Below are 17,451 nucleotides of genomic sequence, written 5' to 3'. Positions count from 1 at the left end.
TCAGCCCGCCGGCGCGATGGTGATCACGATCTTCGCGCGGGCGTGTTCGGTCTCCATGTACTCGATGGCGGCCGGCGTATCCGCCAGCGGATAGGTCCGGTCGATGGCCGGGCGGAGCAGGCCCGACTCGATCAGTTCGCGAAGCTCGGTCAGCGACTCCGGCGTCTGCTCCGCCAGCGGAGCACGGACGGCCGGTTTCACGAACGGTCGAGCCAGCTGACCGCGCGCGAGCAGGCCGACCGGGCCGAACCAGCTGCCGCCGTCGAAGTTGCCGCCACCGGACAGGACGAGCGTGCCGGTGGGTTCGACCAGGCGGAGCAGTTCCCGCAGCGTCCGCGTTCCGGCCAGGTCGAGGACAGTGTCGTAGCGGCCGGTCAGAGTGTCGCGGGTGTAGTCGACGACGTGTTCGGCGCCGAGTCTGCGCGCCGCCTCGACATTGCGGGTGCTGCACACCGCGCTGACTCGCGCACCCCGTGCTCGGGCGATCTGAACCGCGAAGGTGCCGACGCCACCGGACGCGCCGATGATCAGCACCCGCTCGCCCTCGCCGACGTGACGCAGGCAGGTCAGGGCGGTGTTGGCGGCCAACGGCACCGCCGCCGATTCCTCGAAACTCAGGTTCGCCGGTTTCCGATCGAGCAACCCCCGCGGCACCGCGACGTATTCCGCGAACGCACCGCTGACCGCCTCCCCGAAGACTTCGTCGCCTACCGCCAGCTCCGTGACACCGTCCCCCATCTCCTCGACCGTCCCCGCGAAATCACCGCCCGGCACCGGATTCGCCGGCCCCCGTCGGCCGAAGACCGACCGGTCCATCCACCGCGCGATCTTCGGATCGCCCCGCATCACATGCCAATCCCGCGCATTCACCGACGCGGCGCGAACGCGCACCAGCACCTCCCCCACCCCCGCCGACGGCCGCCCGATCTCCGCCGTCGCCAACATCGCCGATGACCCGTATACCTGCTGCACGATCGCCCTCACACCGAGAACGCTAGGCGCCCGACCCGCCCACCCACATCAGGGAATTCCCCGATGTCTCCGGAGATTTCACGCCAGGTGCGGAATTGCCCGCGTGGCACCGAACGCTTCGAAATCTCGAGGAATCGGTCGAACCGCGAGGGGGTGTGGGCCGTTGACAGGGAAGGAGCCGGTGGGCATGGGGCCACGGACCGGCGGCCGCACCAACTGAAGCGGAGAACGACCGATGACCATCAACGATTTCTCGCTGAACCGCCGCACCGTCGTGGTGGGTGTCGGCGTCTTGGCCGCCGCGGCGACGATGACCGCGTGCAGTGCCGACGACAACACCGAGTCGGCGGCCGCCGCGTCACCCGAACCGGGGGCGCCGGCGGGTGCGCTGACCAAAGCGGCGGATGTTCCGGTAGGCGGTGGGGTGATCGTCGGTGACACCGTCGTCACCCAGCCGACCGCGGGTAATTTCATCGGGCTGTCGTCGACCTGCACGCACGCTGGATGCAAGGTCGCCACGGTGGCCAGAGGCACGATCAACTGCCCCTGCCACGGCAGCCGATTCGAGCTCGACGGCGCGGTGCGCGGCGGTCCCGCGACCGAGCCGCTGCCCGCCAAACCTGTTCGCGTCGAGGGAGACTCGATCGTTCCCGCTTAGACGCGCGGCACGCCCGCACTGCGGTCCTCGCCGACGGTGCGGGCGTGCCGTTCAGCTCAGCCGGCGGCGTCCATCATTTCGGACATACGCCGTTCCATTTCTTCCGCCGAGACGTCTTCGATGTGGGTGGCCACGGTCCAGCGGTGTCCCCACGGGTCCTCGAAGGCGCCGCTGCGGTCGCCGTAGAACTGGTCGGTCATGGGAGTGATGGCGGTAGCGCCCGCGTCGAGGGCCGCGCCGAAGGCAGCGTCGGCGTCGGCGACGTAGACCATCAGGTTCACCGGCGAACCGCCGACGGCCTTCGGGTCGTTGAAGCCGATCTCGGGGACCGGATCGCCCACCATCAGCACCGAATCGCCGACGAGCAGTTCACTGTGGACGATGGTGCCACCGGGGCCGTCCATTTTCATGCGCACAGTGGCGCCGAAGACCGCGGTGTAGAAGTCGATCGCGGCGGCCGCTCCCACGCACGCCAGGCCGGGACAGATCCGCGGATAACCCTCGGGAAAAGGGGAAACATCAGACATCGGATACCTCCGTGTCGAGAGTGATGCTCGGACGACCACCAGCGTATTCCCCTCGCCTGATCGGGAAAAGGGCCTCGCCGTTTCGGCCGTCCGATGAGATCAGGACTAGTAGAACTCGTTTTACTCCTGTAGAACTTGTCTCAGGTTTAGAACCTGTTTCAGTTTTGCTGTCGAAGTCGGAGGGCCGGGACGTGCGCTACGGGGTTGTCTTGTTCACCAGTGACCGGGGCATCGCGCCCGCCGATGCGGCCAAGGCCGCCGAGGACGCCGGATTCGACGCGTTCTACGTCCCCGAGCACACCCATATCCCGGTCGTGCGGGCCGCGGCCCATCCGCAGACCGGCGACTCCTCGCTACCCGACGACCGGTACCTGCGCACGCTCGACCCGTGGGTCGCGCTGGCCACCGCCGCCGCGGTCACCGAGCGGATCACCCTGTCGACAGCGGTCGCGCTGCCCGCCGAACACCACCCGATCACCCTCGCCAAGACCATCGCCTCGCTCGATCACCTGTCCGGTGGACGGGTGGAGCTGGGCGTCGGATTCGGCTGGAACACCGACGAACTCGCCCATCACGGCGTTCCGGCGAACAAGCGGCGCACGGTGTTGCGCGAGAACCTCGACGCGATGCGGGCGCTGTGGTCGCAGGAGGAAGCAGAATTCGCCGGCGACTTCGTGAAGTTCGGCCCGAGCTGGTCCTGGCCGAAGCCGGTACGCGCCGGGGTTCCGGTGTTGCTCGGAGCGGGCGGTACCGAGAAATCGTTCGGATGGCTGGCCGCCAACGCCGACGGTTGGATCACCACCCCGACCGAAGGTGACCTGGGCGCCAAAGTCGATCTCCTGCACCGGGTCTGGAAGGAAGCCGGCCGCGAGGGCACCCCGCGGGTGATCGCGCTGGCCGGTCGTCACAACGCCGAGCAGCTCGCGAGCTGGGCCGACCAAGGCGTCACCGAGGTGGTCTTCGGGCTGCCCGACAAGAGTGCCGACGAGGTCCGTGGCTACCTCGGCCATCTCGGCGGGAAACTCGCCGTATCGGCGTGAACCCGAGCCGGTCTCAGCCGCGGAGTTTGCGCACTTGCGCCGCGGTGAGATCGGCGAGTACACCGGGATCGACGACTTCCGGTGCCGTGACGACAACCTGAACCAGCGTGTTCCCCACTTGGACAAGCGAGGTCGCCGACGTGAGGGTGAGCCCCTCACTCGTGGCGGTCAGGGTGAACGCCGAGCCCGCGTCGCCCGCGACCGGCTGCGCGAGCGCGCTGGTTCGATACTCGATCCGCACGCCCGCATCGTCGCCGGAGTAGCTGGTACAGCGCCGAGGCTGCGCCTGGAGCGCGTCGAATGCCGGCACCAGCGCCGCGTCGGAGTAGCTGGCGGCGTCGATGTCGATGGTGGCGAAGCTGGGCCCCGCGAACTGCACCGACGCGGCGGCAGCCGACCCCGGCCACTGCTGCGCGATCGGTGAGAGCAGGCGCCCACAATCCGGCGGATCCGTCAGCGCCGCGGGCGGCACCGCGGGCTCGTCGGATTCACCGCGCGACGGTACGACCGCGAAATCACCGGGCAGATCGGTAGCGGCGAGCAGACCGGCCGACAACTGCGCCGCATCGCCGATCACGGCCCCGGTTCCCGGTGCGGCCGTGACGGCGGCGGAGAACGGACCCGATCCCGGCGTGTCCACCGTGTCGTCGGACCCACAGCCCGCAACGCCGACCAACCCGACACACGCTGAAACCACCGCGCCTACGCGCAGCGAATCCGCCCGCATCATTCCGTCCAGGAGACGCGGGTCGACTGTGTCTGCACCAAGGTGCTCACACTGCGCGCGTCGCGGTAGGTCTGCTGTCCACCGATCTCGATGGAACCCGAAACCGGCAGTGGCATACCGAGATCGATGGTGATCGAGCCGACGCCTTCCATGACGTAACCGTCGATGTCGAGCTCACCGGCGTCGTTGGGCAGCTCCCACACGTTGTCGGTGGGCGTCTGATTCACCTGGAGATCGATGGTGAGCCGGTCGCCCTCGCGGCTGGTGAGCGTGGCGGTGGTGATCTGGTCCAGGGTCACCCCGCCGGTGATCTGCTGGTGCACCGTCCAGACCGCGCCGACGCCGACGGGCTGGTCCGGGAACGCGATCGACTGGTACACAGCCTGATAGAAGGCCTGTTCGAGCGCGGCCCGCGCGGTGTTCGGGGTGTCCGGCGAGGGCGCCATGCGCAGCTCGGTGATCGCACCGAAGTCGCTCATCCCCAAACCGGCGTGTGAACCGTCGGCAGAGGTGAACGCCTTGTTGAGCGCGGGGTCGGGCGTGGTGACCGCACCGACGGTGAGATCGACGCCGTCGGCGCCCGTGCGCGCGGTCATCGGGATGGTCAGCGCGGCAGGCGAGAAGTCGCGAGCGGGCTGATCGTTGACCTGCTGCTGGATCCGGTAGTCGGTGCGCAGCGTCACCTCCTGCGTGGTGCCCGCGGCATAGCGCGGCCGCAACAGATCGCGCGGCTCCTCGCCGGGCGAGACCATCGTGGTGACCGCGGCCGAGATCGGCACGGTGACTTCCTTGCCGATACCGAGCGGCTCGGTGCCGTCGACCTCCGCGGCAGGGGCCGAGCGATCGGCGCAGCCGGCGCCGAAGGTCGCGAACCCGAGCACGAGCGCCACCAGTAACACCCCGGGGCGCGCGATGCGGGGTAAGCGAGATCTAGACAACACCGTCACAGCCATCAGGGTACGACCGCTTCCTGAGTAACACCTGGGACTCCTCGGCACCGCGGCGCGGGCCGGATCGCCACTAGGGAATGATGGACGCGTGAGTGAAGACCGGCCAACCGACAACGCTGCTGTCCCCGAGACCGGCGACGACTCAGCCACACCGTCGGCGGCAGCCGTGCCCGAGACGTCCGAGACGGCGAAACCCGCTGGTCGCCGTCGTTTGACGACGTTGCTGATCATCGCCGTCGTGCTGTTCGGGCTCGACCTGCTGACCAAGTGCCTCGCGGTCGCCTTCATCGACCCGGGCGAATCGGTGCCGATCATCGGCGATTTCGCGCGGTTCACCCTGGTCCGCAACCCGGGCGCGGCGTTCTCGATGGCGACCGGCATGACCTGGCTGCTCACCCTGATCGCCGCCGCGGTGGTGATCGGTGTGATCCGGATCGGACGCACCCTGCGATCACTGTGGTGGGCCATCGGCCTCGGCATGGTCCTGGGTGGCGCGCTGGGCAACCTGGTCGACCGGCTCTTCCGATACCCAGGCCCGCTGCAGGGCCATGTGGTCGACTTCGTCGCCGTCGGCTGGTGGCCGGTCTTCAACGTCGCCGACTCGGCCATCGTGTGCGGGGCGATCCTGCTGGTCGCGCTCACCGTGTTCGGTTTCGAACCGGACGGCACCCGCAGCGGTCGCAAACACACCGAGGAGACCGCATGAGAGAAACCAGGACAATGCCCGTTCCCGACGGACTGGACGGGATGCGGGTGGATGCGGGACTCGCCCGCCTGCTCGGTCTCTCACGGACCGCGGTCGTGGCGCTCACCGAGGACGGCTCGGTGCAGATCGACGGCGTCGCCGCGGGCAAGTCCGACCGGCTGACCGCGGGCGCGTGGCTGGAAGTGATCTTCCCCGAACCCAAGCGCGAGCTCACGGTCGAGGCCACGCCGGTCGACGGGATGAACATTCTCTACGCCGACGACGACATCGTGGCCGTGGACAAGCCGATCGGGGTCGCCGCGCACTCCGGCGTCGGCTGGACCGGTCCGACCGTGGTCGGCGGCCTGGCGGCGATGGGTTACCGCATCTCCACCTCGGGCGCGCACGAACGCCAGGGCATCGTGCACCGGCTCGACGTGGGCACCTCCGGGGTGATGGTGGTGGCACAATCCGAACACGCTTACACGATGCTCAAGCGCGCCTTCAAGGAACGCACGGTCGACAAGCAATACCATGCACTCGTGCAGGGACACCCGGATCCGAGCAGCGGCACCATCGACGCGCCGATCGGGCGTGCGCGGGGCAATGCCTGGAAGTTCGCGGTGACCGGCGACGGCAGGCCCAGCGTCACCCACTACGACACCATCGAGGCGTTCCAGGCCGCCAGCCTGCTCGACGTCCACCTCGAGACCGGCCGCACGCACCAGATCCGGGTGCACTTCTCCGCGGTCCGCCACCCCTGCGCGGGTGACCTCACCTACGGCGCCGACCCGACGCTGGCCAAACGCCTCGGTCTGGAACGGCAGTGGTTGCACGCGCGTCAGCTCGGCTTCCACCATCCCGCCGACGGTCGCTGGCTGGAGATCACCAGCGAGTACCCCGACGATCTGGCGGGCGCCTTGGACGTACTACGCAATGCCTGACGACCCGCGGTCGTCCGAACCGGCGCCGGATACGGCGTCGGACGACCGCGGGAATTCATCGGCCGGGCAGGCGCCGCGGGACGGTGGTCCGGGTTCGACCGCCGAGGATCTCGGGAACATGCCCGCCGAATCGACTGCCGCCGAAGACGATTCAGCCGACCGGCGGATGTCGCTGCGCAACTCGGTGATCTTCGGGATCGCGGCTGTCGGCGCGGCGATCCTGTTGGTGATCGCCTTTCGCGAGCCGCCGCCCGCGTCGGCGGTGGCCACCGATCGACTGGGGCCCGCGCCCGGCGAGCAGGTCGAGCACTACCTGGTCGACGCGAAGGCTTCCCTCGACGGCGCCGATACCGACCAGCACTGGGCGCTGGTGTCGTTCACCGAATACATCGCACCCCAACAGCTTCCGGCCACGGCCGACGGCTTGCGGATCTCCGGGGTGATCCAGCACGTGCCGGTCGACCGGGTGCAGACACCGGTGATCACCGTCGCGACGCCGGGCGGTGACGAACCCGCGGTGAAGTCCGGCGAGGCAGCCGCGGGATTGGTCGCGGCCCAGCAGTTCCGCGACGAGCGCAGCGCCGCGATCGCGCACGTCACCGAGAGCCGCCTGCGTGCGGGCTGCGCGTGCACGGCGGGCCTCGTGGTGCGCGGCACCCTGCCCCAATTACGTGACCTGGCAACACAACCCGGCGTCAGAGCAGTGCAGGCGTTGCCGGCCGACGCCGTCGCGGGACGGTTCGCGGTGAGTCCCCTACTCCCCGGCAGCAGCGACACCGTCGCACCGAGCCCCGACGACGGCCCGGTTCCCACCGAGTAGGTTCGCGCCGCTCGATCGCGCCGAGCCGCTGCGTCTACGGCCGATCACTGCCGCGGCGCGTCTCGGCCATCACCCACAGCTCGCGGGCCCGGTCGACATCTCCGGCCTGGTCATAAGCGGCTGCCATCAATTCCAGCGCATCGACGTCGAGCCGATCGATCTGCCCGATGAGGTCGGCGAACAGATCATCCAATTCGTCGGGGGTCACCGGGTGGTCCCGAGACGGTGCGACAGCGGCAGCAATACCTCCATAACCGGCAAAGGTACTCCAACACCGAATGTTCGTCGGGCACAAGGGTTCTCGAAACCACCAGACCCGCGTCAGCGGCCGGTCACGCCCCCTGCGCGCCCACCGGGGGAAAGAGCTTGCCCGCGCCGCCGGAGCGCCGTGCCTGCACCCACCATGCCAGCTCGACCAGCACGATGCCGATCACACCGCAGACCACCGCCGCCAGCGTCAGGCGCGGGTTGGACGGATCGAGTTTGAAGAACTCGCGGGTGAACGGGATCGTGAACAGCGCGACATAGGCCAGCACGGACACCGCGATCAGCACCACCTTCCACCACACATACGGCCGCGCGACCAGCACGAGCACCCACACCGCGATCATGATCAGCGTGATCAACGCGGTGGTGCCCGCCTGCACCTTCTGCGTTTCCGTGGCTTCCGGTCCGGCGTAGGCGATGAGGTAGGCCACGAACGTCGCCACGCCGATCACCACGCCCGAGGGCACGGCCAGACGCATCACCCGGCCGACGAAGCCGGTGCGGGCGCGCTCGTTGTTCGGCGCGAGCGAGAGCACGAACGCGGGGATGCCGATGGTGAACCAGGCCGCGATGGTGACGTGGCGCGGCAGGAACGGATACCCGATGGGGTCGTAGCCGAAGATCTGCGAGCCGACACCGGCCAGCCCGACGAGGAAGGCCAGCAGCACCGAGTACACGGTCTTGGTGAGGAACAGGTTCGAGACGCGTTCGATATTGCCGATCACCCGGCGCCCCTCCCCCACCACGTAGGGCAGGGTCGCGAACTTGTTGTCCAGCAACACGATCTGCGCCACCGCGCGGGTGGCCGGGCTACCGGCGCCCATCGCGACACCGATATCGGCGTCCTTGAGCGCCAGCACGTCGTTGACGCCGTCACCGGTCATGGCGACGGTGTGCCCGCGCGATTGCAGCGCACCGACCATGGCGCGCTTCTGATCGGGACGCACCCGGCCGAAGGTGGTTTCGTGATCGAGCACGTCGGCGAGCGCGGCCGGATCGTCGGGCAGGGTGCGCGCGTCGACGGCGTGGTCACCGCCGGGCAGGTCGAGCGAGGAGGCGACCGCGCCGACCGATACGGCGTTGTCGCCGGAGATCACCTTGATCGAGACCTGCTGACTCGCGAAGTATTCCAGCGTCGCCTTGGCATCGGGACGCACCTTCTGTTCGAGCACGACCAGCGCGGCGGGCTCGACCCGGCCTGGCGCGTCCTCGGCGTCGACCGCACGGTCGCTGCGTGCCAGCAGCAGCACGCGCAGCCCCGACGAGCCCAGTTGCTCGGCGTGGGCGGCGTCCTCGGAGTCGGGGTCGAGCAGCACGTCGGCGGCGCCGAGCAGCCAATCACCGTGGTCGCCATAGGAGATGCCGCTCCACTTCTTGGCCGAGGAGAACGGCGCGACGGCGGTCTGCGACCAGCCGGGCGAGTCGGGCAGCGCTTCGGCGATGGCCTGGACGCTGGCATTGGGGCGCGGATCGTCGCTCGCCAGCGCGGCCAGCGCGGCCTTCACCTGTGCCTCGTCGAACGCGCCGAGCGGTTCGACCTGCGCCAGGCGCATACCGTTCTCGGTGAGCGTGCCGGTCTTGTCGGCGCACACTACGTCGACCCTGGCCAGGCCCTCGATCGCGGGCAATTCCTGTACCAGGCACTGACGTTTACCCAGGCGGACCACACCGACCGCGAAGGCGATCGATGTCATCAGGACCAGGCCCTCGGGGACCATCGGCACCAACGCCGCGACCATGCCGGTGACGGCCGGGCGCCACGATTCCCCGCTCGAGACCAGCTGGTTGTAGATGCTGAGCAGGCCGGCGGGAATGAGCAGGTAGGTGATGAATTTCAGGATCTTGTCGATGCCCGAACGCAATTCGGAGTGCACCAGCGTGAACTTGCTGGCCTCCTCGGCCAGTTTCGCCGCGTAGGCGTCCTTGCCGACCTTGGTGGCGCGGTAGGCGCCCGAACCCGACACCACGAAACTGCCCGACATCACCGGCGCGCCGACGCCCTTGTCGATCGGGTCGGCCTCGCCGGTCAGCAGCGATTCGTCGATCTCGAGCGCGGCGGCCTCCTCGACCTCACCGTCGACCACGATCTGGTCGCCGGGGCCGAGCTCGATCAGATCGTCGAGCACCACTTCGCCGGGGGAGATCTGCTGGGCGACGCCGTCGCGGCGCACCGTCGGCTTGGCCTGGCTGACGATCGCCAGCTCGTCCAGGGTCCGCTTCGCCCTGACCTCCTGGATGATGCCGACCGCGCTGTTGGCCACGATGAGCAGCCCGAACATACCGTCGATGATCGAGCCCGTCGACAGCACCAGCAGGAACAGCACACCGAGAATGGCATTGATGCGGGTGAACACATTCGCGCGGACGATCTCGCCGACCGACCGGCTCGCCCTGGCGGGGACGTCGTTGGTGCGCCCGTCGCGGCGGCGCTCGTCGACCTGTGCGGCGGTGAGCCCGGCAGCCGCCGGTTCCTGCACGGAAATGGACATGCTCGCCAGATTAGCCGGTCGTAACATGGGATGAATGCAGCGCAGCTCATCCCCGCCCGGTGTCGTTTTCGGGGCGGGGGCCTACCTCATCTGGGGTTCGTTCGCCGCCTTCTTCGGACTGTTGTCGTTCGCCTCGCCCGCCGAGGTGGTGGCGCAGCGGATCGTGTGGACGCTGGTCGTGGTCCTGCTGGTGCTCACGCTGACGGGACGGCTGGGAAACCTGCGCGGCATCGATGCCAGGACCTGGCGCCTGGCGGCCGCGGCCTCGGCGGCCTTGTCGCTGAACTGGGGTGTGTACGTCTTCGGCGTCACCACCGGGCACATCGTCGAATGCGCGCTCGGTTACTTCATCAACCCGCTGGTCACCGTTGCCATCGGCGTGTTGCTGTTCCGGGAGCGGCTCACCAGGGCGCAGTGGGCGGCGTTGGGGCTGGGCGCGCTGGCGGTGGTGGTGCTCACGGTCGACTACGGCAGGCCGCCGGTGATCGCGCTGATCCTGGCCTGCTCGTTCGCCACCTACGGGCTGGTGAAGAAGGTGATCCGGCTCGACGCGCTCCCCGGCATCGCGGCCGAGGGGATAGTCGCTGTGCCGTTCGCGCTGGCTTTCCTGATCGTCTCGATGGCCACCGGCCGCAGTGAGATGACCTCCAGCCCCGCCCATTTCGGTCTCATGCTGGCCACCGGGCCGGTCACGCTGCTGCCGCTGCTGCTGTTCGCCGTCGCGGCCAAGCGGGTCCCGCTCTCGACGATGGGCATTCTGCAATACCTCACCCCCGCCCTGCAGATGGCCTGGGGTGTGGCGGTGATGCACGAACCCATGCCCGTGTCGCGCTGGGCCGGATTCGCCCTGATCTGGACGGCGCTGGCGGTGTTCACCACCGACGCGCTGCTGCGTGCACGCCGCACCAGGCAGCTCTCGGTGGCCGAGACGGTGGACGCGACCACGCACTAGCCCATTCGGTGTCACACCCGAAGCTCGATTCGGTGTCACACCGGCACGAATCGCCGGAGGACCACAAGCCGACCGGTAGGCTTGCCCATCGAACAATCGGATAGTGGGCACACCCGAGAGGGGTGGATTCTGTGCACGATGCGGGGTACTCGGATCGGGTCGCCGGCGTGCTGGTCGGTACCGCCGCCGGCGACGCGCTGGGGGCAGGCTACGAGTTCACACATCCCGGACCGGACACGGTGATCGACATGATCGGCGGCGGAGTATTCGACTGGGCGCCGGGCGAGTGGACCGACGATACGTCGATGTCCGTCGCCGTGGCGGTCGCCGCTGCCGGCGGCCCGGGCATCGATCTCGACGCGGTCGCGGCCGGGTTCGTCTCCTGGTACGACTCGAAGCCGCCCGACATCGGGAACCAGACGCGAAACGTGTTGTCCGCCAGACCTTCCTCCGCACTGGACATGCAGGCGGTGGCGATGTCGCTCACCGGCCGAACCGGTGGCAACGGCTCGCTGATGCGGACCGCGCCGGTCGCGCTGGCCTATCTCGACGATGCCGCCGAATGCGTCGCGGCGGCGGGCCGGGTCGGGTTGCTCACGCACCACGACGACAACGCTGTCGAGGCGTGCAAGATGTGGACCTACGCGATCCGGCATGCGGTATTGAACGCCGATTTCGACGGCGTTCGCGAATACGTCAGCGGCTCACCCCAGTCCGACTATTGGACCGACCGTCTCGACGAAGCGGAGAAGGGCACGCCCGCCGACTTCCCGAACAACGGCTGGGTCGTGCACGCCCTCCAGACCGCGTGGTGGGCGATCACGACCACCGATCAGTCGACGCCCGAGCACCTTCCGCTCGCCTTGGAGGCGTGCGTCCGGGCCGGAAACGACACCGACACCACCGCGGCCATCGCGGGGGGCCTCCTCGGCGCCCGCTGGGGCGCCTCGGCGGTCCCCGCTCGCTGGCGCGCCATCCTGCACGGCTACCCCGGCCTCACCGGCGCCGACCTGCCCGATCTGGCCCTGCGCATCGCCACCAACTCCCGCTGACGGTGGGCAGCTGATCACCACACCGTGGTGCGGACCGCACTCGGCGGCGCTCCACCGGCAGCGTGGTGATCGACCGGCCCACCGCCGTGGCTACCAGGCGGTGATGATCGGGCCGGGGGTCCAGGTGCCCCAGCGGTTTTCGGAGTCGACGGTGATCTTCGCGGGGCCGGCGGTGGGGTCGAGGGGAAGGTACTGCTCGAGGGAGCCCCAGTCCCTGTCCCAGTCGTTGTTCAGGTACGTCGGCAGGGTGCGGGCAGTGAAGAGGAGCTGGGTCCAGCCGAGCGGGCCGCCACCGTCGTGGCCCTGCCAGAGGTTGGTGATGGTGGCGCCGTTGCGGTCGGGCAGGATGCGATATTCGGGGAGCTCAGCGACGCCGTTGTAGGTGGGCATCTGGTTCTGGCACGGGAAGTGCAGCCCCACAGCCCAATCCAGCAGCACCGGCGCCGCACGGCCGACCAGCGCGCTGAGCGTGGTGGTCTGTGGCATGCGCGGCGGGGTGAGAGCGAGCCACTGGTCGGGGCCGAGATCCTTGTCGGCGGCGACCAAGCGGACAACGCTCGTCTCGGACGGCAGCTGATCCATCGGGACGCGCAGATTGCGCCACATCGGCGCCGGGCCGATATCGGTCGGCGCGATCTGGCCGGTCACGGTGACGGTGCCGTCGGCCGCGGCGGTGCCGTATTCGAGGGCCAGCTCCTGGCCGGGGTGGACGATGCCGTCGGCGTCGACCGAGCGGATCCGGCCTGCCACCGACATCGCCAGCAGCGGGCCGCGCGGGCCGTCCGGCAGCCGGAACCAGCCCGTGGTCAGCGCGGAGGGCTCCTGGGCACCGGGGCGGTAGCTGCCCAGAACCGGGGTCGCGGGGTCGAGACCGAAGGGCAGTTGCAGCGAGCCCTGTCGTGATTCCGAGCCCGCCGAGGTGGAGGCGTCGCGCAGCTTGTCGGGGTCGTCGGATACCGAATTCGCTTGGCCGGTGGTCGATTCCACCTCGTCGGAGGTGAGCACCGGCGCGACTCCGCCGGCCCGGAAGCCGGTGGAGTCGGTGCCGTTCATCGTGCTGGTCATGTCGCCGGACAGCGGCGCGAGCATCGAGGCGTTCGGGTCGGTTTCGACGAGCACCTCGTCGGCCATCCCACACCCGCCGGCGAAGGCCGCGGAGAGGTTGGAGCCGGCGAGGGAGTACGCGGGATACTGGGCGACGGTGGCCTTGGCGAAGGATGCCACCTCGAACAGCACCATCACCGCGGCGGCGACAGCGAGAACGGGTGTCCCCGCGAACCAGCCGACCTCGGCCTTCGGGTTCAGGTTCGGATGGACGTGGTACCACGCGGCCGCGGCGAGCGCGAGCAGAGTCAGACCGACGAACACGGTCGAGACGCCGTATCCGGCGACGGTCGGCGGCTTGTCCCACCAGGGGATCCCCCACGAGGAGACGTACCAGTAGCCGTTGGCGCCGACCCAGGTCATGGCGAGGGCGAAGAAGACACCCGCGGCGAACAGCGCGCGATTACGCATCGGCCGCAGGACGTGCGCGCTCACCGCGACCGCCGTCACCGCGGCGACACAGGTGGCCAGGCCCGCGAACACGCCGAACTGGTGGGTCCACTTGGTGGGCGAGAACATCATCAGCACCATGGCGGCCAGGGTGATGCCCAGCATGCGCCGAGTGGGGCCGACAGCGATGCCGGGGATACGGCCGCCGCGCCGCAGCATGACGGCAGTGCAGACGATCAGGCCGATCAGCATCGCGAAGACACCGAATCGCCTGGTCAGCCAGCCATCAGCATTGAGCTGCAGAAGATATTGATAGCGCAGGAACTCGAAGAACCAGGACTCCCCCGGCCCGATCACGCTGTGCACGGCGAACATCTCCCGCACCCCGGCGAACGTCCGGTCGGCGAAGACGACGGTGAGCACCACCGCGCCCGCGGCCAGGATCGGCAGCAGTTGCGCGAGGTAGCCCACCGACTTCGACCGCGTCACGATCATCGCGGTGACGACACGCGCGCCGGCCACCAGCGCGCCGAGGCAGATCAGGCCCGAGGGTGCGCCGGTGAGGGTGAACGCGGCCACGATCACCGCGACGGCGAACGGCACGAGCCGCCGGGTCGCGATCGCTCGTTCGACCGATACCCAGGTGACCAGAACACCCAGCGCGACAACGAATTCCGCGCGCAGCCCGTTGTTGTAGGGCAGCCAGAAGGCCAGGAAGACGAAGGCCGCGGTCCAGGTGGCGATGCGTTCGCGGCGCACCGCGACGCCGAGGCGGGGCAGCACTTCGCGGCTGATCAACCACCAGGTGAGCACGCCCGCAGCGAGGGCGGGCAGCCGGACCAGCGGGCTGACCGCGGAGATGTGGGTGAGCCAGCCGATGATGTCGACATAAGGGGTGTAGAACGGGCCCTCGTCGACGCTGAACCAGCGGTAGTAGTTGGACATGTTGCCCGAACTGCGCGCACCTCTCGCCATCCCGAGGATGTAGCCGTCGTCGGAGGTGTTGGCGCCGATGAAATGCCAGACGAGCAGCACCGCGAACACCAGCCAGTCGACCGGGCGCAGCCGCCACCAGCGTTGCGGCAGGAATCGGCGCGCGGAGCGGCCGTCGAGGGCGTCGAGACGGTGCAGGGCGAACAGTGACACCGCGGTGGCCAACAGGCACAGCACGATGGCGGCCAGTTTGAGCCAGGTCGGCGACGACGTGTAGCGGGCGTCGACGTCGACGCGCACCGCCAGGTCCGCGGGGGCGGCGCCGGTGAGCTCACTGAACACACCCACGACCTGGGGACGCAGGTCGGCGGCCACGGCGGCGCCCGCACCGAGACCTGACGTGGTGACCGTGGATTCCTGCGGAGTGATCGCGATCGTCAGCGCGCAGGAGCGGTCGAGCACGTCGGCGAGCGGGGCCGTCCACACCAGGGTCGAACGCGAGACCACGTCCACCCGGCCGGGGCGTTCGGCGGTGTCGGCGACCACCTTCACGACGAAGCCGTACTTCTCCATATCGGCCGATTGCCGCGGCACGGTCGAGACCGCGACACCGCCGGTCGCGGCCAGCGAACTCAGCGCGGCACACGGCACCGTCGCCGAGAGGGCGGCGGGCGCGTAGGCGACGAGCGGCGATTCGACCGCGGCGGGCGACCCCTGCTGGGGCCAGGACACCGTCGCGGCGTCGACCCGCACGGGCAGGAACGGGATCACCGCGGCGCTGAGAATGCCGATCAGTCCCGCGACGATCGCGACGATGCGCGCCCACCCCGGGCGATCACGTCGCGCCGGCTCCGACACATCCTTGGGCGGATGCCCCTGCCGCACGATCGTCTCTACCACGGGGCCCGATAGTAGCCGCGCCACCGGCAGCAGGCGAAACACCGTCGCGACTCACACGCGAAAGCCCCGCCCGGAAACATCCGAACGGGGCTCGAGCGTGGCAGATCAGGGGCAGGCGACCGAGGTCTGACCCAGGTTGGTCATCATGCCGCAGGCCCACGACTTCTGGACCTTCCACTTGCCGTCTTCGGCCACGAACGGCACGTCGACGACATTGGTCTGGCCGTTGACGGTGAAGTTGGCCTTGGCGTTGACGCTGTCACCGAAGGAGGTCACCTCGGTGACCTGCACCTGCACATTGGCGTCCGAGGCGGCCTGGGCCAAGCGGTTCGGCAGCTCGGGGTCGGCCTCGCCGCCCTGCACGAAGTCCAGCTTCTGGTCGTTGGGGACCGCGGGATCCAACGCGGTGGTGAGCTGCTGGTTGAGCTGTTCCACGGTCGGCACGGGGGGCAGGTCCGTGGCCGCCGAAGCCGAAGCCTTCGCGCTGGTGGTGGCTTTGGCGGCGGGCTTGTCACCCTTGTCGTCGCTGCACGCGCTCAGGCCGAGGGCGGCGACCACGGCCAGTCCGGCGATCGCTACACGTCCGGTCGTACGAAGCTTCAACTGCTCGTCCTTTGCGTTCGAGGGGGGAGTCGTTCCATCGCGGTAGCCGAGGCTACTCTTCACGCGAGACTGGCGAGCGGATCGGCCCGTGTCAGCCCCGTGTCGTCGGCTGGAAAGGTACGCGCCGCACCGGGACCTGTCGAGCTGGTCTCGAATCGCACGGTCACCACGCCGTAGCCCGCGCCCTGCACCCAGCCGTGCCCGAATTCCGGATGATGCACATCCATTCCCGGAAACCACAGTCCCGCAGCCAGATTCGGCTCTTCCGGTGACGGCGGCGGCGGATCCTCGACGGTGCCGAGATCGGCGGGCACCGCCTGATCCAGTTCGGGGAACAGCGATTCCTGGCGCACCAGCGACAATCCCCCGTACCCGACACCGACGAGCCGGATCGGGCCCAGTTCCGCGGGATCGATCGCCGAACGCTGCGCGGCCGCGGCCAGGGTGGTCAGGTCGGCGGTGGCGTACGGCAGGGTGAAGGACCTGGTCACGATGCCCATATCGGACTTCTTGAGTTTGAGGACCACGGTGCGGGCGGCGCGGCCGTCGCGTTCGAGCCTGCGATGCGCCGACGCGGCCATCGCGGTGACGGCGGCCCGCAGGTCGGCCATCGTGACGATGTCGCGCTCGTAGGTGTTCTCGGCGCTGATCTGCTTGGCCTCGGCGCGTTCGGTGACCGGGCGATCGTCGATCCCGCGCGCGAGCCGGTGCAGGGCGGCGCCCATGCTGCCGCCGAGGGTCGAGACGGCCTCCGATTCCGGCAGCGCGGCGAACGCGCCGACCGTCTCGATGCCGAGGCTGCGCAGCCTCGACTCGGCGACCGGGCCGATCCCCCACAGCTTGCGCACCGGCAGCGAGGCGAGCAGCTCGCCCTGCTCCGAGGGCGAGATGACCCGCATCCCATCGGGTTTGGCGAGACCGGAACCGATCTTGGCGAGCTGTTTCCCGGTCGCCGCGCCGATCGAGGCGGTGAGCCCGGTCTGTGCTCGAACGAGCGCGCGCAGCATCGCGCAGTAGTCCTGCACCTGCGCGACACTCGCTCCGGCCAATTCGGCCGGTTCGGCGAAGGCCTCGTCGAACGACAGCGTCTCCAGCACCGGGACACAGCTGCGCAACGCGTCGAACACCTGCCCGCTCAGCACCGAGTACAGCGCGCCACGCGGCGGGACGACCACCGCCGACACGCCGATCAGCCGCCGGGCCTGGTGCATCGGCATGGCCGAACGCGCGCCGTAGACCCGAGCCTCGTAGCTGGCCCCCGCGACGACGCCACGCTGACTCGCCCCACCCACGAGGACCGGACGGCCACGCAGCGTGGGTCTGGTCAATTGTTCTACCGAGGCGAAGAACGCGTCCATATCGATATGCAGCACCCAGCGACGGGCGGTGACCGCCGCATCGGGCCTGGCCGGAGCCCCGGCGACAGGAGTGTGAGTGC

Annotated in this window: 16 protein-coding genes; 7 read left to right on the top strand and 9 right to left on the bottom strand. The window is 69.2% G+C overall.

From position 1 onward, the window contains the following. A complete protein-coding gene (locus ACWDXS_RS31750; RefSeq protein WP_449971409.1) occupies positions 1–984 on the bottom strand; it encodes an NAD(P)-dependent alcohol dehydrogenase in 984 nt (327 codons plus the stop codon). A 223-nt stretch (positions 985–1,207) separates the two neighbouring features. On the opposite strand from ACWDXS_RS31750, the gene ACWDXS_RS31745 reads away from it, so the two are divergent. Next, a complete protein-coding gene (locus tag ACWDXS_RS31745) occupies positions 1,208–1,630 on the top strand; it encodes a QcrA and Rieske domain-containing protein (protein WP_378992626.1) in 423 nt (140 codons plus the stop codon). 56 nt (positions 1,631–1,686) lie between these two features. Here the strand turns inward: ACWDXS_RS31745 and ACWDXS_RS31740 are convergent, their stop codons facing one another. Further along, on the bottom strand, positions 1,687–2,157 hold the full coding sequence (locus ACWDXS_RS31740; RefSeq protein WP_378992624.1) for a VOC family protein: 471 nt from the start codon (positions 2,155–2,157) through the stop codon (positions 1,687–1,689). Positions 2,158–2,348: 191 nt separating this feature from the next. On the opposite strand from ACWDXS_RS31740, the gene ACWDXS_RS31735 reads away from it, so the two are divergent. After that, a complete protein-coding gene (locus ACWDXS_RS31735) occupies positions 2,349–3,197 on the top strand; it encodes a TIGR03619 family F420-dependent LLM class oxidoreductase (RefSeq protein WP_378992623.1) in 849 nt (282 codons plus the stop codon). A gap of 13 nt (positions 3,198–3,210) precedes the next feature. Here ACWDXS_RS31735 and ACWDXS_RS31730 read toward each other — a convergent pair whose 3' ends face one another. Then, complete coding sequence (locus tag ACWDXS_RS31730; RefSeq protein ID WP_387447599.1) at positions 3,211–3,927, bottom strand: hypothetical protein; 717 nt, start codon at positions 3,925–3,927, stop codon at positions 3,211–3,213. Next, entirely contained in the window at positions 3,924–4,877 is a 954-nt protein-coding gene (locus tag ACWDXS_RS31725) for a hypothetical protein (protein WP_378992621.1), read from the bottom strand. The genes ACWDXS_RS31730 and ACWDXS_RS31725 overlap by 4 nt, the downstream gene beginning before the upstream one ends. Before the next feature lie 85 nt (positions 4,878–4,962). On the opposite strand from ACWDXS_RS31725, the gene lspA reads away from it, so the two are divergent. From lspA to ACWDXS_RS31710, 3 genes are all read left to right on the top strand, one after another. Continuing rightward, positions 4,963–5,580, top strand: a complete 618-nt coding sequence (gene lspA, locus ACWDXS_RS31720; RefSeq protein WP_449971405.1) for a signal peptidase II — start codon at positions 4,963–4,965, stop codon at positions 5,578–5,580. Further along, positions 5,577–6,503 carry an RluA family pseudouridine synthase gene (locus ACWDXS_RS31715; RefSeq protein ID WP_266299589.1) on the top strand — a complete coding sequence of 309 codons (927 nt, stop codon included), beginning with the start codon at positions 5,577–5,579 and terminating at the stop codon, positions 6,501–6,503. Before lspA ends, ACWDXS_RS31715 begins: the two co-directional genes overlap by 4 nt. 118 nt (positions 6,504–6,621) lie before the next feature. Next, positions 6,622–7,323 (top strand): hypothetical protein, encoded by a 702-nt coding sequence (locus tag ACWDXS_RS31710; RefSeq protein ID WP_449971401.1) that lies wholly within the window; start codon positions 6,622–6,624, stop codon positions 7,321–7,323. Positions 7,324–7,357: 34 nt separating this feature from the next. Here ACWDXS_RS31710 and ACWDXS_RS31705 read toward each other — a convergent pair whose 3' ends face one another. Together ACWDXS_RS31705 and ACWDXS_RS31700 are read right to left on the bottom strand one after the other, a co-directional pair. Further along, complete coding sequence (locus tag ACWDXS_RS31705; protein WP_378992616.1) at positions 7,358–7,531, bottom strand: hypothetical protein; 174 nt, start codon at positions 7,529–7,531, stop codon at positions 7,358–7,360. 124 nt (positions 7,532–7,655) lie between these two features. Continuing rightward, positions 7,656–10,079 carry a cation-translocating P-type ATPase gene (locus tag ACWDXS_RS31700; RefSeq protein ID WP_378992615.1) on the bottom strand — a complete coding sequence of 808 codons (2,424 nt, stop codon included), beginning with the start codon at positions 10,077–10,079 and terminating at the stop codon, positions 7,656–7,658. 34 nt (positions 10,080–10,113) lie between these two features. On the opposite strand from ACWDXS_RS31700, the gene rarD reads away from it, so the two are divergent. After that, complete coding sequence (gene rarD, locus ACWDXS_RS31695) at positions 10,114–11,031, top strand: EamA family transporter RarD (RefSeq protein ID WP_378992614.1); 918 nt, start codon at positions 10,114–10,116, stop codon at positions 11,029–11,031. Positions 11,032–11,153: 122 nt separating this feature from the next. Next, entirely contained in the window at positions 11,154–12,083 is a 930-nt protein-coding gene (locus tag ACWDXS_RS31690; RefSeq protein WP_387447603.1) for an ADP-ribosylglycohydrolase family protein, read from the top strand. A gap of 90 nt (positions 12,084–12,173) precedes the next feature. On the opposite strand, the gene ACWDXS_RS31685 is transcribed toward ACWDXS_RS31690, so the two are convergent. The 3 genes from ACWDXS_RS31685 to ACWDXS_RS31675 form a co-directional block, all read right to left on the bottom strand. Continuing rightward, positions 12,174–15,410 (bottom strand): arabinosyltransferase domain-containing protein, encoded by a 3,237-nt coding sequence (locus ACWDXS_RS31685; RefSeq protein WP_449971396.1) that lies wholly within the window; start codon positions 15,408–15,410, stop codon positions 12,174–12,176. 105 nt (positions 15,411–15,515) lie between these two features. Further along, a complete protein-coding gene (locus ACWDXS_RS31680) occupies positions 15,516–16,013 on the bottom strand; it encodes a hypothetical protein (RefSeq protein WP_378992608.1) in 498 nt (165 codons plus the stop codon). A 59-nt stretch (positions 16,014–16,072) separates the two neighbouring features. After that, complete coding sequence (locus ACWDXS_RS31675) at positions 16,073–17,371, bottom strand: DNA polymerase IV (RefSeq protein ID WP_378992688.1); 1,299 nt, start codon at positions 17,369–17,371, stop codon at positions 16,073–16,075. Between the last annotated feature and the right edge of the window lie 80 nt (positions 17,372–17,451).

It is taken from the genome of Nocardia sp. NPDC003183 (assembly GCF_053590715.1).
This window is presented reverse-complemented; position numbering and strand designations above follow the sequence as displayed.

Coding starts and splice junctions, on each gene's coding strand:
- ACWDXS_RS31745 (WP_378992626.1), top strand. CDS start 1,208: ATGACCATCAACGATTTCTCGCTGAACCGCCGCACCGTCGTGGTGGGT.
- ACWDXS_RS31740 (WP_378992624.1), bottom strand. CDS start 2,157: ATGTCTGATGTTTCCCCTTTTCCCGAGGGTTATCCGCGGATCTGTCCC.
- ACWDXS_RS31730 (WP_387447599.1), bottom strand. CDS start 3,927: ATGATGCGGGCGGATTCGCTGCGCGTAGGCGCGGTGGTTTCAGCGTGT.
- ACWDXS_RS31725 (WP_378992621.1), bottom strand. CDS start 4,877: ATGGCTGTGACGGTGTTGTCTAGATCTCGCTTACCCCGCATCGCGCGC.
- ACWDXS_RS31715 (WP_266299589.1), top strand. CDS start 5,577: ATGAGAGAAACCAGGACAATGCCCGTTCCCGACGGACTGGACGGGATG.
- ACWDXS_RS31710 (WP_449971401.1), top strand. CDS start 6,622: ATGCCCGCCGAATCGACTGCCGCCGAAGACGATTCAGCCGACCGGCGG.
- ACWDXS_RS31700 (WP_378992615.1), bottom strand. CDS start 10,079: ATGTCCATTTCCGTGCAGGAACCGGCGGCTGCCGGGCTCACCGCCGCA.
- rarD (WP_378992614.1), top strand. CDS start 10,114: ATGCAGCGCAGCTCATCCCCGCCCGGTGTCGTTTTCGGGGCGGGGGCC.
- ACWDXS_RS31675 (WP_378992688.1), bottom strand. CDS start 17,371: ATGGACGCGTTCTTCGCCTCGGTAGAACAATTGACCAGACCCACGCTG.